7 protein-coding genes are annotated in these 14,914 nt (G+C 67.5%); 3 read left to right on the forward strand and 4 right to left on the reverse strand.

Translation table 11 applies throughout. From position 1 onward, the window contains the following. Position 1 precedes the first annotated feature (1 nt). The 4 genes from AAFF41_RS19475 to AAFF41_RS19490 form a co-directional block, all read right to left on the reverse strand. On the reverse strand, positions 2-3,256 hold the full coding sequence (locus AAFF41_RS19475; protein ID WP_343324325.1) for a helicase-related protein: 3,255 nt from the start codon (positions 3,254-3,256) through the stop codon (positions 2-4). Next, positions 3,253-5,169: a UvrD-helicase domain-containing protein gene (locus tag AAFF41_RS19480; RefSeq protein ID WP_343324326.1), complete on the reverse strand. Its 1,917-nt coding sequence runs from the start codon at positions 5,167-5,169 to the stop codon at positions 3,253-3,255. The genes AAFF41_RS19475 and AAFF41_RS19480 overlap by 4 nt, the downstream gene beginning before the upstream one ends. Then, on the reverse strand, positions 5,166-9,965 hold the full coding sequence (locus tag AAFF41_RS19485) for a DEAD/DEAH box helicase (RefSeq protein WP_343324327.1): 4,800 nt from the start codon (positions 9,963-9,965) through the stop codon (positions 5,166-5,168). Before AAFF41_RS19485 ends, AAFF41_RS19480 begins: the two co-directional genes overlap by 4 nt. A 125-nt stretch (positions 9,966-10,090) precedes the next feature. Beyond that, positions 10,091-10,483: a hypothetical protein gene (locus AAFF41_RS19490; RefSeq protein ID WP_343324328.1), complete on the reverse strand. Its 393-nt coding sequence runs from the start codon at positions 10,481-10,483 to the stop codon at positions 10,091-10,093. Between the two features lie 321 nt (positions 10,484-10,804). Between AAFF41_RS19490 and AAFF41_RS19495 the strand changes: the two genes are divergently transcribed. From AAFF41_RS19495 to AAFF41_RS19505, 3 genes are read left to right on the forward strand one after another with little or no spacing between them, the layout of a single operon-like run. Next, positions 10,805-12,895, forward strand: a complete 2,091-nt coding sequence (locus AAFF41_RS19495; RefSeq protein ID WP_343324329.1) for a helix-turn-helix domain-containing protein — start codon at positions 10,805-10,807, stop codon at positions 12,893-12,895. Continuing rightward, the gene (locus AAFF41_RS19500) at positions 12,892-13,866 is read left to right on the forward strand and encodes a hypothetical protein (RefSeq protein WP_343324330.1); all 975 of its coding nucleotides are present in this window, start codon (positions 12,892-12,894) and stop codon (positions 13,864-13,866) included. The genes AAFF41_RS19495 and AAFF41_RS19500 overlap by 4 nt, the downstream gene beginning before the upstream one ends. Continuing rightward, a complete protein-coding gene (locus tag AAFF41_RS19505) occupies positions 13,863-14,768 on the forward strand; it encodes a DUF6339 family protein (protein ID WP_382325654.1) in 906 nt (301 codons plus the stop codon). The genes AAFF41_RS19500 and AAFF41_RS19505 overlap by 4 nt, the downstream gene beginning before the upstream one ends. Positions 14,769-14,914: the final 146 nt, after the last annotated feature.

A 14,914-nucleotide genomic window follows, 5' to 3' on the forward strand; every position in this document is an offset into this window, starting at 1 on the left:
TTCAGCGCTCCTCGAAGAAGGTGGACGAAGCGTCGACGTCGCGCAGACTCCACAGGGTCTTCCACGGCGAGGCATCGGGCGACTCGTCGTCGTAATTGGCCAACAGAGCGGGCACGCGGGAGCCACGCGGAGCCTCGTACACGAGGTTCGGGCTGGCCAGCGCCTCGTCCTCCCACCATCCGACGAAGTCCTCGAAGGCCGCTGTGGTGGACTCGAGCTCGGCCGGCTCGACCGCCGCCACCCGGTCGAGCAGGAGGGCACCGACGGTCTCGCGGAGGTCCATCACGAAGTCCTCTACGCGTGATGCGGCGTCGTTGTCCCGTGCGGCCGGCAGCATCAACCGGGCCAGAGCCACCACCACGGCGTGCAGTCCTCGGTCGCGGGCCCGGGCGGAGAAGGGGGTCACGCTGGTGGACTCCACCTCGCGGTACAGGGCTGAGTGGAAGCTCTGGAAGTCCTCGTAGTGTGAACGGTCCCGTGAGCGAGCGGAGTTGAGCATGATCGCGACGAGACCGGGATGTTGCCGGCCGACCCGGCTCGTCGCCTGGATGTACTCCGCAGTGGTCTGCGGTTGACCCATCACTGCCATCAGCCCCAGTCGGTCCACGTCGACTCCCACGGAGATCATGTTGGTGGCGAGCAGCACGTCGAGTACGTCCGGCATCGGGAGCTGTCGTTCCACGGCCTTGAGCCGGCGGGAGATGTCGCTGGAATTCGCCCGGCTGCTCAACTCCGTGAGGGCGTCGGCGCGGCGTACCTTGATTCCGTCACGCAGTGCGAGGTGTCCCAGACGCTCCTGGACATCGTCGAGGACCTGGAGCTCCGCCGCCGAAAGCAGTCGCAGGCTGTTGAAGTAGCCAATCAGGGTCCAATACGCGTCCTTCACCTCAGGCGGAGCATCATGGGTGTGAGCCCGATGGAGCAGCGACGCGTACACGCGGATCAGCAAGGTGGCCTGGCTGGTGCTGGAGGTCAGCAGGCCGACGTAGCGACGGGCCGCCTTCCGCTCCCGTGGCGTCTCCACGGCGAACCAGGAATCCCGGGAGTCGAGGCCCGAGGGCGGAAACTGCTCCACCGAACGGGCGAACAGTCGGGTGCCCTGCTCGTCGGCGCGTCGAATGGTCGCAGTCGAGGCGACGACCTTGGGACGATCCGCCAAGGCGTCCACGGCCGTCTCGTACAGGCCGGTCAGCGTGCCGAGCGGGCCCGAGATCAGATGGAGCTCGTCCTGGACGATGAGCTCGGGCGGTGGCACTCCGTCCACGTCCCGGTTGAACAGGGCCGCCGACGCGGGTCGCCACGGCATCGAGGCGAACTTGTCGACCGTTGCGATGACCAAGGTCGGTCGATGGGCGTAGATGGCTTCGTCGATTAGGTGTACCGGCAGCCCTCCCCAGTGGAAGTCGCACGTGCCGGAGGGGCAGTTGACGGTCATGCGTACGGCGTCCTCATCGACCGAGTAGTCCGCCGCCCGCAACGATTCGCCGCACCAAGGGCAGTTGCGCAGTTGGACCGGGTTCTCGGTCTCCAACTGGAAATTTTCGTTGCGCACGAGATCGGCCAGCTTGCTCGTGGCGACGGCCAGCGTGTTGGGGGTCGCCGAACGACCCACCCACATGCCGATGGAGATCTCCTCGTGCCCCAGGCTCGCCGGATCGGCTGCCCGCAGTAGTTCCATCGCGCAGATGAGCGCCGCAGCGCGCTCGAACTGTTGGAGGGTGAGTAGTCGGAGCGTGTACCGCATGAGCACCGTGACGCCGGCCCCGTCCTCCCCGCCCCGCAGGCGCCTCAGGAAGGTGGTGAAGGCGATCAGGCCAAGGTACGCCTCCGTCTTGCCACCACCTGTGGGGAACCACAGCAGGTCGGAGACCTTTCGGTCGTCGTGGTCCGGAGCGACGATCCCGGCCAGGCAGAGCAGGATGAAGGAGATTTGGAAGGGCCGCCACCGCCCGGCCTGGCTATCCGGTTCGCCCGACCTGCCGCCCTTGATCCACGCGGTACGTGCCCGCTGGTCGGCCATCGCGAGGTTCGCCAGCCGGAACGCGCGCAGAATGTTCGGCTGCTCCGTGTCCTCCAGCAGATCCACGCCTTCGCGCATCCGGCGCAGTGCTCGCCGGCAGAGCTGGACCTGTTCGGCCGCGATTTTGCCGTGTTCCGTGTCGTGCAACAGGCGGGCCTGACCCTCTTGGGTCTCGATCCACCGCTCGTATCCGCTCAGCAAGGTGCGAAGGGCCGAGACGACCTCGTGGGTCGGGTCGGTTCCCAGCCGGTACATGGTCAGCGCCTTGTCGTCGATCTCCGGGTTGGAGTCCGTCAGCAACACCTCCTGGGAGGGGACGAACTCGGTCCGCAGGGTGGTGACGGCCGGAGGATCGATCGATACGGATCCCACCGGAGGTGGCGGCCAGTCCCAATGCGCCGCACAGCCATGGCCGGTGGCGAAGCTCGGCGCATGGCGGTACAGGAGGCGGCTCAGCGCATGTTCCGAGTCGACCGCGTCCAGAGCGGTCGGCCGTGCCACGAACACCGGGCTGCTGCCGTCCTCAGCGGTGACGATCAGCTCCGGTTGGTAGAAGCAGTGCGCGTCCCGGAGGTCGAACTGGCCGACCTTCAGACTGTTGACGACCGTGGCCGTCACGGTCACCGTCCGGTCCGACTCGGACCGGGGGCGGACCAGCACACGCAGTTCCAGCCCGGGATGGAGGTCGAAGGGCTTGAGCAGGCCGGGCTGTGTGACGTCCACGTCGACGGGCTCGATCCGCAGGGCGGAACGGCGCCAATGTTCCCGCTGGGCCTTCGTGCTTCGGGCCTCGGTCCGCTTCGCGGACACCGGATTCCCCTCGGAGTCCTCGGGAGCATAGACGGCAGCGTGTACGGTCAGCCGAATCCGCGCGGACTCGGTCGGGTCCACGGCGAATGTCAAACCGATGGATGACGGCATCCGGACGTTTGCCAGCGAGACGCCCAGATCGCCGGGGCCTTCCTCGGGGTCCCGACGGGTGCCGAGTGGCACCGCGTCGGGCCCGTCCCGCTCGGACTCCAGATCCCCCTGTTCGGCCGGACCACTCTGGGGCGAGATACCGGACCGGTCCGCCTGCGAGCGCGGGAAGAGCACACCGACCGGGTACATGGTGATCGGCGCATCGTCCGTGAGAACCTCGTCCGGACCACCCACGGGGCCGAGCAGGTCTTGCCGCAGGGCGCCGACGAGCGAGTCGCGCACCTCGTAATGTGCTTGGTGAGTCGACCTGCTCATCCTTCGTTCCCTTCCCGTCCGTCCGCGTACCACTGGAAGCGCCCCAGACCGCACAACCGGGGTGCGACCCACGCGCCGTGTGTACCCAGCCCGGCGGCCTCGGTCGCCGCAGGAATGCCCGCCACGCTCTCCACGCATTCGACCCGGAGACCGGTGATCAGCGGCGGCCAGCGATCGACCTCAGAGTGCGCGGTGCGGCGCAGCATTCGGTGCAGGTCGGTGCGGAAGCGCTCCGACACCACCGCGATCTGTCGGCCACCGACCACCACCGCGTACGGTGGGGACTGGTCGGCGGCGACGGGGATGCCGTGCAGCAGCACGAGTTCCGCCTCGGCACCGGCGGTGACGTCGGCCAGGAGGTACCGCGACACCTCCGCAGCGTCCTGGTGAATTCCCTCCGTGCCCGGAGGCTGCTCGTGGGACACGTCCGAGCCGATCATCTCGATGCCGTTGCGGGCCCAGGTGCTGCGACCACCCAGGTACCAGCGGTCGATCCTCTTGTCCTTACGGAGGAGCCACGAGTTGGGGGCGTCCAGGACGTACAGATCATCCCGGGTCCGGGTCATGGCCACATACAGCAGCCGGGCTTCCGCCGCCGGGTCGTAGTCGTACTTCTTCTTCCGGACTTGGGCCGGCTCCTTCAGCACGCGTGGTTCGACGATCAGGACCCGGTCGAACTCCAGGCCCTTGGCCCGGTGCACGGTCGAGATCACGAGGGATGACGACTGGGCCGCGGTGAGCTCGTCGGGCAGCCGGCCCTCAGCGAGCGCCCGGTGCAGCCCGACGACATCGACGGTGCCGCGGCCGCTGCCCCGCGCCACCTTGCGCACCGACCGCCACAGCGCCTCCGGTGTGCTGCCGGCTGGGCCCTTCAGGTCGACCAGCAGTTCTTCGAAGCGCTCCCGACTCAGAGTGGACGCGCCAGTCGAGGCGAGGAGTTCGGCGATCCACACAGGGGCCGAGCGCTCGCGCGCCGACCGCTGCAGTGTGTGGGGGACATCGGCGTCGGCCAACATGTCGGACAACGTCAATGCCTGGCCGTTGTCGCGGCACAGGATGGTGGTGGTGTCGGGATAGTCGCGCAGTGCTGCCCGCACGAACTCGTCCTCCAGGCTCCCGAAGTTCGGTGCCGAGAGCAGCAGAGCACGCAGGTCGCCGTGGATACGCTCGGCCTCGGCGGCGGACTCGGCCCGATCGCGGGGCAGCCGCTGCAACTGGGCACCGTAGGGCAGGGCCATTCGGGCAGCCTCGCTGCGGGCCCGGAAATTGTCGCCCAGATGGATTTCCACCAGGTCCTCACCGAAGGTGGCGCGCACCCAGGCCAGGAAGCGGTCGGTCTCCTCGGCCCGCTGATCCGGATCGGACACCTGGAATCCGTACACCGCCTGAGCCGAATCACCCACCACGGTGAAGCCGCTGTTCTCCTGGAACCGGTCGAGCAGTGCCTCGACCATCTCCCGACGGACACCCACGAGGTCCTGAACCTCATCGATCACCACATGGGCGGGCAAGTACTCGCCGCCCTCGACCGCCCCCTTGTCGATCGCCTCGGTGGCGGCCTCGATGCGCTCGTCGAAGGTGTACGTCCCCCAGTCCGTGTCCGGGTAGGCGCGGTTGAGCAGAGCTGCAGCCCAGGCGTCGAAGGTCTGCACACGAATCCGCTGCGCGGCGGCGGCATGCCGCTCGATCCGCTCGGTGAGTTCGCGCACGGCGGCACGGGAGAAGCTGAGCACCAGGATCTCCCCGGCCTCCAGTTCCTCGCGCTCCACCAACACGTCGAGCCGCCGCACGAGGGTGTGCGTCTTGCCGGCGCCGGCACCGGCCGTGACCAGCACCCGGGCGTCCCAGGGCTGGTCCACCACGGCCTGCTGCGCGTCGGTGAGTCGATGCTCGGTGAGCGGGGTGACGGTCACTGGCCCTCGCTCCACAGGTACTCGAACTCGGTGAAGGCGAGTTCCTCGCCGAAGTTCGTGATGTTGTCCCGCACGTTCAGGATCAGGCAGCTCTCCTTGCCACCGTTCTTCGGGCCGCGCAGACCGCGTCCGATCATCTGCTGGTAGATGTTCGGGCTGTACGTCGGGCGAGCCACGACCACGACGCGGGTGGCCGGTGCGTCGAAGCCCTGGGTGAGCACGCCGTAGTTGGTCAGGACCTGGATCCTGCCCTTGCGGAAGTCGTCGATCTGCTTACGACGTTCATTGGGGGGCGTGGTCGAGTCGATCGCGGCGGCCTTGATGTCCCGGTCACCGAGCTTGGCGGCCAGTAGCTTGGCGTGAGCCACGGAGGTGGCGAACACCAGCACCGGCCAGTCGGAGGGCATGGCGGCGATCTCGTCGACGATGCGCTGGCTGCGTCCGTGGTCCTCGGCCAGCCGCTGCTCGGCGCCCTTGGGCAAGGTGGAGAATTTCTCGGACTGGGCACGCTCGTCCGCCGTCAGCGCGATGTCGGCGCCCACTAGTTCTCGGTGCTTGACCTGGGCCAGGACACCGATCTGCTGCAACCCCTTGATGGCGACGGACAGATCGCCGTCGAAGACGCCGGTGTCGAGGCGGTTGCCGAACCGCTGCACCAGCAGCCGGGTCAGTTCCTCGTTGTTCCGGTACGGGGTCGCGGTGAGTCCGATCAGGTGACGACTGGTGCGGCGGTGCGTGAGGTCGAGCTGTTCGAGCAGCCGTGTGTAACGCGGGGACATCGCGGTGTGCGCCTCGTCGATGATGACGAGTTCGGCAGCCTCCCTCAGCCAGGCGTAGTCCTCCTTTTCCAGGCAGCTGTCCAGTTTGGCGTCGGTGGCGACGACCAGGTGCGGACGTCCGTCGACGGGGGTCGCCTCGTTCGAGGCCCAGAGCCGGCTGATGACCAGGGGAAGCTCGGGACCCACCTTCGACCAGACGAACTTCCAGCTCTGCACGGCCTGCTCGCACAGCTCTTCGGTCTGGGCGATCCACAGGACCGGACCGGGCAGATCCTTCCGATCACGGATCCACCGGATCACTCCCTCCGCCGTGACGCGGGTCTTGCCGGATCCGGTCGGCAGGCTGAGCATGCCGCGCTGGGGCATCGAGTTCTCCAGCAGAGCGAGCAGCGCCTGCGCGAGTTCCTCCTGGTAGGGGTGCAGGGAAGGGAACTCTGACGGACCGTCGACCTCGAGGCGGGGCTCCAGCGAGGGCACCTGGGCGCCCGCGAACGAGTCCGGGAACCCGAGGTCGGTGACGAAGCGCAAGGCCTTCGTGTTCCCGGTGAAGGAGCTGGGGGCGCGGGTGGGGAAGTCCAGAGCGAGATCCCGGGAGTGGACCCGAAGGATCGCTTCGCCGTGGGCGTTGAAGGCCATCTCGGCGATGCGCCGAGGGTTCGGTTCGGCGCCCTGCTCCTGGATCTCGCTCTCCATCAAGCCAGGCGGAAGTTCGCCACGCAAGGCCTCCTCACCGATCAGCAGAGCGATCTTGTCGATGACGCTCTCGCTTTCCCGCACAGCGCGCAGCCGCCCCAGCAGAGCCTGGTCGTGCTCCTGCCTGTCCTGGAGAGCGAGGGCCTGGTTGCAGCCGGCCACGCCGAAGCCCCACTTGAACTCCTCATCCGCGGCCTGCAGAACCTGCAGCCGGTCGAGGGAGTCCAGTACGAACAAGGTCTGGCCCTTCCTCGCGAACTTGAGCGACTTCCGCTTGCTGCCCATGGGCGTGCGCACCACCTGCTCGAGCTCAGAGCAGCGCTGGATCTTGTAGCTGCTGCCTGCCTGACCGAGGCGCGCCTTGACGGTCGTGAACTCCTCGAACAGGGACACGGCCCGCCCGGTCTTGACGGGCTCGATCTCTCTGCTGATGACGTCGGAGACCTTGAGCATCCCCCATTCCTCGATCATCTCCTTCGCCGTGGCCACGTCCGCCTTGTCGGTGACCAGGAGCGCGGGGAGGCGCTCACGGACGAGCTCCTTGAACTCCACCTCGTTCAGCGCGACGGCGATCTCGTTGTCGGCGCGTCCTTCCCAGGAGGACCCCACCCGGCAGCGGGTGAGCACGTCTTCCGGGAACTCGAAGCCGACCCGGTGCAGCAGGGCGTACGCACGACCGATGAAGGCGTCGTCCTCGCTCTCGAGTACGAGGTCCAACAGCTTGCCCCAGCGCCGGGTGGGCACCTCGTCGGAGGTCGTGGGCATGTTCAGCTTCCGCGCCGTCTCCTCCGCGATCTCGGCGACAGGGAGCACGGCGCGGAAAGCCTTGAGCTGGGGACCGACGGCCTCGGACACCCGGGTCAGTCCCAAGGAAGTCTTCACGAGGCCATGCTTGGAGATCATCCAGCGCAGCGGGGACATCACGGCCTTGCGGGTGCTGGTGGTGGCTCCGTACTGCATCTGCCAGTGCTGCGAGATGTCGGACGCCGGCAGAGCCGCCACGAAGGCAGCGCGGCCCTCCTCGGACAGCGCGGGCAGCAGGTGCAGCGGCCCCAACGTCGCAGCACCCTCGACCGAGAGGCGGGAAATGCTGGGCCGGGGGGCGGCGCTCGGCAGACTGCGCAGGTGCGAGTCGTGAACGACCTGTCGGTACTCCTCGAACCACGTTTCCTCGTGGGGCCGGTATCCGCCGGTAGGGCGATCGAACAGCCCTAGGTCGCGGAAGACCGGTCTGTCGCTCTCGTGGAAATCCAGGTCGACGGCGATGGCCTTGTCGCGGTTTCCGTCGCGGGGCACCACCGGTCCGGGCAGGAGGCAGTCGCGCATCAGCCTGTAACGACCGTCCAGGGTACGGACGCGCAACGTCTCCAGCGGCTTGGGCACCTTGGCACGAATGCGGTCGACGTTCGCGCTACCGCCGGCGCTGCGCAGCAGGATCCAGAAGTTCGACCACGAGTTGTCGTCGTAGTTGTCGAACCCCTGATCGAGGACGCCCTCGAACCGTCCCTGCGCATCGGCGACCCTGATGCCGATGTTGTGCAGATGCCGCGCCATTTCGGAGCGCTCGGAGATCGACGGGTGGACGTAGACCATGTCGTCGCGGAGTGTGTCGGCGGCGGTTCGGTGGAAGATCTCACCGGCTACGGGTGCGACGACCCCGTGCTCCTCGGTCAGCACGATCCGGGCCTTGCGGGCCTCGGCGGTGAGCGGGGAGTCCCCGCGCAAGCGTCCGGCCTGATCCTTGAGCACCATCAGCGACAGGATCTCGATGGCGTGGCACGAGGCCTCCGCGGAGCCGTCGGCGACGAGCGCCTCGAGCCAGTCCTTGACGTTCTCGGGCGTCTTCCCGGCCGCGTCGAGGATGTGCGTCATCTTGCCGCGGCGGAGGGCGGTGTCGGAGGCATCGACGGATGGGTGCACCCAGTTGGTGGGGCGGCCGCTGTACTCCGACCAGATCCGGACCCATTCCTTGTCAAGATTCGACGGCGTGATGAACAGGTCGCGAGGGACTTGGAGTTCGCCGTTCTGGTCGGGCAGGGAGGGGCGCTGGGCAGCTATTTCCCACACTTGCCGGAGGAAGTAATCGTCGGCCCAGTTGAGCTTCTCCTTGGTGCGGCCCGGCAGCAGGGGAAGATATGCGGCGGGGTCCTCGGCAGGCACAAGCCGGGGCAGGGTATCGATCACCAACCGGGCCGCGACCTGCAGCAGTTCCCGGTTGAAGGGGCTGCCGTCCAGAAGGTGCTGTCTGTCCTCGTTTGTCTTCCATGGGGCGTTCAGGATGCCGGTCAGCGACACCTCGTACTTCGTCGGGAAGAACGCCCAGAACGATCCCCTGCCGACGGGTGTGGTGTACAGGCCGTTGCGGACGCTGTATTCGGGCACCGCCCAGGAGATCTCCAGCACCGGGCGGTTGTGCAACTCGCCGGCGGTGTCCGCGACCTTGTCGGTGGGGGAGTGGGCCACAGAGAACACCTTCCACTGCTCGGTGGTCTGCTTGGCGCCGCGTGCCACTTCCTTGAGGGTGCGGTGGATGCCCTTGGGTTCGATCGAGATCTCCCTGCGCGCGGGGGGCATGGTGCGCTCGTCGTGCAGGAGTACCTGGCCGACGTGGGAGGAGAACAGCTGGAAGTGAGCAGGGAAGGCTTCCGTCACCCGCCCACTGCGACTCCTGTACCCGCTGATGTCCCGTCCGAGACGCTCTGCGGCACCGGGCATCAGGGGCAGGCGGACGACGGTGGTCGCCCAGCGCAGGAGCTTGTCCAGCACGTTGTCGTCGGAACGTTCCTGTTCGACGTCGAGGGGCCGGGCCATGCGGAGCACCGGGGTGTCCATGTCGATGTCGCCCTGCCAGCCGATGGCCTGGGCGATCTCGGCGGCCGACCATTCCCGGTCGAAGCCGAAACCGAAGGCACCGTTCCCGCTGAAGAACTGGGGCGAGTCGCTCACGGAGAGCACGGACTTGACGCCGACGCCGAAGCGGCCGATCTGCCCCCCGCGCTTCCGCGAGACACTCATGCGCAGGATCGTCTCGGCGCCCTCCGGCGTGACCGGAGTGCCTTCGTTCGCGCAGTAGAGGTGGTTCTCGGTCAGGACGACGTGCAGCTTGCCGCCGGGTGATGCCGCGATCTCGTCCGCCGCGTTCTGGACGAGTTCGAGCAACTGCCTTTCGCCGTAACCGCCCTGGGTGATACGACGCTCACCGTTGGCGTGCTCCTGTATCAGCCCCGGGTCGACCTGATACGTCTTCAGGACGGTCGAGGACTGTCGGATCACGGTGTCGATCACGGGCGGGAGCGAAGGGTCGGCCAACTGCCGGTCGGTCATGAGGCACCTGTCTCGAATGAGAGAAACGAACCGAGGACACGTGGGGGATCGGGGGTGCCGGTGCATGAGGCCGGCACCCCCGGTGAAACAAATCAGGACAGCTTATGAGAAAAAGCAGAGGGGGATCAGCTGTTGATGGTGGTGACCGTGGTGACGGTCGTGACCGTGGTGACGGTCGTCGTCACGGTCACGACAGTCGCGGTTCGCTTGGCCGTGCGGATCTTCTTGGTGCGGGTGACCTTGATCCGGTAGGTGCGGGGGCTACCGACGCGCCGAGGGGTGGTGGGGCGGCGGGTGGCACGGGTACGGAACGTGCGGGGCACGTGCGGGACGAAGGGGGTGGTCGTCTGCTGCTCCGTGGGCTGACTCTGCGCGCGGCGGGCGAGACGCCGCCGCTCCGACGCCAGAATCTGGGGGTGGATACCGTGACACATCAGAAGCTCGGCGCGGAGATCGGGGTCCTCCGTCTTGTCGTACTCCTTGATGAACCACGCCATCCAGGCCTCATCGTCGTTCATGTGGGTCCCCTCCCTATGGGCGCGCGTCAACGAGCGCCCGTGACTGGATGACGCATGCAAAGAAAGCTGTGCAACTGGTCTGAGGACAGAGCTCTCCGCCCCCCGGAGCAAGCGCATCCTCAACAGCCTTGACCGCGTAGGGAGTTGCCCAGGAGAACCGTAGCATGCGGTTCATCTGCCGATCTGAAGATCGGAAGAAAATTCAATCCACTCCGCTGGCGCTCGAATCGATCACGCATGTCTATTGAAATTTGACAGTGTCGGCGACGTCAATCGGGGTGCTACCGTGGCGCTGCCCGGAACCGATGGGGAGGTGGGGCTATGGAGGACGACACCGAGGACTTCGGCATGTGGCTTGGGCGCCAGCTGCGCCGCAAGGGGATCTCGCAGGCGGAGTTCGCCAAGCGGCTGGACCTGACGCGCGCGGCGGTGTCGGCGTGGGTCACCGGCAGGGCGCAACCACGCGCGGAGGTGATGGTCAGGATCGCCGAGATCCTGGAGACGGACGTCGCCACCCTGGTCACCAGGGACGCCGACGCCGGATCGGCCCGACCGATCGGCTGGTATCACCGGATCGCCCACCATGACGGCGGCCGGGAGTACGGTAACGCGGCCGCCTTCGCCTTCGACGCGAACCTGGCCGTACTGGCCCGGGAGGTCACGCAGAACTCCTTGGACGAGCGGCTGGACCCGCGGCGTCCGGTGCGGGTGCGCTTCACCCTGCACGAGCTGACCGGTGAACACCTGCACTCCTTCCTGTCCGCGCTGAAGTGGGACGAGCTGGAGCCCCACTACATGGCGGCGGCACAGTCCCGGCAGAAGGTCGGCCGGGTCCTCGCAGAGGGACTTCGGGCCTTGCGTGAGGACTCCTCTCTTCTGCTTCTCCGGGTGGACGACTACAACGCCTCAGGGCTTACCGGGCCCGAGTACGGGGACGGCCGGTACGCCGCTGTGGTCCGCCGGCAGCTCGACAGTCACAAAAGCGACGACCGGGCCGGTGGTTCGTACGGGCTGGGGAAGGCCACCCTGTGGGCAGCCAGTCGGCTCGGTCTGGTGCTGATCAACAGCACCCTGTCCGAGACGTATGAGGGGCGGACGGCCCGCCGGGTGGTCGGACGTCTCGACCTTCCCTGGCGAGAGGTCGACGGAGTCGCCTACGCCGGACCTGCCTGGCTCGGTGAGTCGGACACGGAGAAAGAGCACGAAGGTGTCTCCCGCTCCTGGTGGGCGGACGAGCGTGTGGTCGCCGATCTGCGACTCGATCGGGACAGCGATGATCCGGGAACTTCCTTCCTCGTCGTCGGTGCTCACGACGCGGGCGGCAACAACGACACCCTGGAGGACCTGCACGAAGCCCTCAGCCGGGCGCTGGCCGACAATTTCTGGGCCGCCATGACCTCCGGCCGTTCGACGTCGGCCACGCTGGAGGCATCGGTCCGCGCTCTTCGCAATGGTGAATTCGCGGTTCCGGAGAAGCGGGTCGATCCGCTCGAACGGCACCCGGCGCTGGCCCACGCACTCCGGGCGTACATCGACGGCGAGACGGTCGACGAGCTCACGGCCACCGGACAGGTCGCCGCCGTGGAGGTCGATCTTGCCGTCCCGCCGCTGCGGGCCGCCGGGCGCAGGGCTGAAGGACACAGCCACCGTGCCGTACTCCTGGTCACTCCTGCCGCCGACAAGGACGAGGAGCACAGCCGCATCACCTGTATGCGCGGGACTCGCATGACTGTTACGACCCGACGTCCTCGCGGCCTGCGGCCGGGAGTGGACCCCTTCCAAGCCGTCCTGCTCGCCGGTTTCGCCACTGGCGACGACGGCGCGGCGACTCACGCCGCCGAGGCGTTCCTACGAGCCGCCGAGCCGCCGGAGCACGACAGGTGGGGGGCGACGGAGGAACTCACCGCCGCCTATGCCAACGCGCCTCGGCGATTGACCGAGTTCAACGCGGCCATGGACTCGGCGCTGCGGGGCGTGATCGGTCGGCGGACTGTCGGTCAGGGGTCGACCGGCCCTGAGGTCCTCCGGAAGCTGCTGCGCCTGGATGTGCCCGCCGAAGTGAGCGGTCGTCGTGGCCAGAGACACCCGCTCGTGGACCGGGTCGTCGGGAAGGTGGACAAAGACGGGGCCTGGACCTTGGACGTGACGCTGACCGTCCCGCAGCGCGACGACCGCTGGCTGCTACTGCCGGTGGTCAAGTTCGATGTGCGATCAGGGGGACGTCCTTCATTGGAGTGGGCGGAGCTGTCCGCGACGGAAAACTGCGAGATCGTCGACGGCAGGCTGCTCGTCGATCCGGACGTACGGTCGGCTCGCTTCGGTGGCGTCACGGCTGTCGGCAGCCACCCGGTGGCCGCCGCCATGGCCGGTGTGATCGTGGACATCCAGCAGGCACGGGAGGCTTCGGCGTGAGCGCCGTGTACGCGTATCCGACCTTGGTGGGGAAGATCGAGGTCACCGTTCGAGGGGCGACCATAGACGGGAAGCCGCTGCAGCTCTCGCTGATCTCCCAACGCGATCAGGTCGTCGCCCTCCATCAGATCGAGCGGGACGACTGGACCGAAGGCGTACTCGATCTCGAAGTCTCCCTCCCCATGGACGAATTGGCCGACGGGCCGTGGTCCAGAGTCACCTGCGTCGCCGTACTGTCCGAGGGAGCCACCAACACCCGCAGGGTGAGTCGCCTGGAACGCCGTCGTGACGACACCCACTGGCGAGGCGAGGTCCGAGTGCGCCGCTCCGCTCACGTGGCGCGCGCTGTCCTGGACGTGAGCGTCGTCGGCAGTCACGGTGGAGTCGACGGGCGTGTTCTCGGCACCACTGATACGCCCTGGATCGTGGACCTGCTTGCCCGTACTCCCACGAGACAACGCGATCTGGAGATCCTGGAGGAGGATTTCCGGGACGGTCCGCAGGAGTGGCTGCGTTCGTTCATGGATGCGCCTTGGTTGATCGACGCCACCGGAGACGTGCCGGCCGTCCTGCTCAACACGTCCTTCGAGGGTCTTCCCGAGCTGCTGTCCGGTGCTCGTGGCCCGTTGGAGAAGGCAACCGCGGGACTCGTGGCCGCGCAGATCGCGGGAGAGGCGTGGGCGACGATGTTCCACTCCGCGCTGAGCGACCTCGAGTTCGATGAGGACGGCACTCCGCGCTTTCCTGGTGGATGGCGGGAGTCGGTGCTGCGCTCCATGCTTCCCGAGGTGTTTCCCGGGCTGCCCCTCTCCGAGGCCTTGGGTGAGGCCCACAGCCGCCGAGGTGACGGCCGAGGATGGGCAGAGGTCCAGTCGCGGATCCAGTTCGCCGCCGGAAGACGCGGCCAGGTGCCCAAGAATCTGACGGCGGCCATCCGTGCCGTAACCCGTGCCCAGGAAATGAGCCGATGAGCCGACACCGCATCGAGCCCCCCGAACGGCTCGCGTTGCTCCCCGGTCACGTCGCCACGGCCTTCCTCACCCATGGGGTACGCGCGGGACAGGACGGCCTGCCGCAGGTGGCGATCCTCCGGGCGAGCACGCCGATCGAGAGCGACTCCGCTCGATGGAACGCTGCCCCGGTGCGGGAGATCGTAGAGGAGGCGATGCATAGGTTCGATGCGGCGCGGACCGACGCCGATGCCTGGCTGGCGCCTCGGCTGCACGCGACCCTGCGAATGACCCGAGCCGAGGCGGCGAAGCCCGGTCTGTGGAACTTCCTGGCCCTGGCCGTCGCGCCGGACTTCGTCTTGTGGCGGCACATGCCGTCCGGGGAGTCCGGCGACGGCGCGCTCAGGAAGGTCAACAGCGCCAGGTTCGTAGGTCCTCACTACAGCCAAGCCTTCGCCCGACTGTGGTGGGCCGCCGAGATGTTCCGTGACGGGCCCGATTACACCCCCGCGGAGATCGCCTGCCGCAATCAGGACATGACCAACACAGCGCTCCGGCTCGCTGTCATCGATCACAAGCCCACCGCGCTGGCCCTGGTGCGGGTCCTCAAAGGGCTGGCCGACGAGGGAGCCACACGACTCGGGGATCGGGTCAACGCGCTCTGTACGGCAGTCAATACGGCTGGCAGCACGCTCATGTACGAGGTGATCGCTCCGGACGAGGCGCCCGACCACCACGCGCTCACCGACTGGATCGACGATGCGGAATCGGCCCCGGCTGTTCCGTGGGACCGGCTTCCCGGAGGGCCGGACGACGGCACTGCCCGGCGTTCCTCCTGCGAGGTCCTGTCGCGGATGTTCGAGCGATTCGCCGCAGAGGCGCCGTTGCGTGACCGGGCTCGGTCCGGGGCGGCGCACGCTTAGAAGTTGCTGTCTTTCCGAACTTGAGGACCGCGTTTTCGCTGGTCGGGCATAGGGCGGACGTTTCCGTGGGAGTGGTGGCGTGTCGTGTCGTAGCTCCCGTGGAGGTCGTGGATGCCGTCGGTCGTGGGGCTGCTGGAACAGCGCGA

Source organism: Streptomyces mirabilis, from assembly GCF_039503195.1.
In the GTDB taxonomy this organism is placed as follows: Bacteria; Actinomycetota; Actinomycetes; order Streptomycetales; family Streptomycetaceae; genus Streptomyces; species Streptomyces mirabilis_D.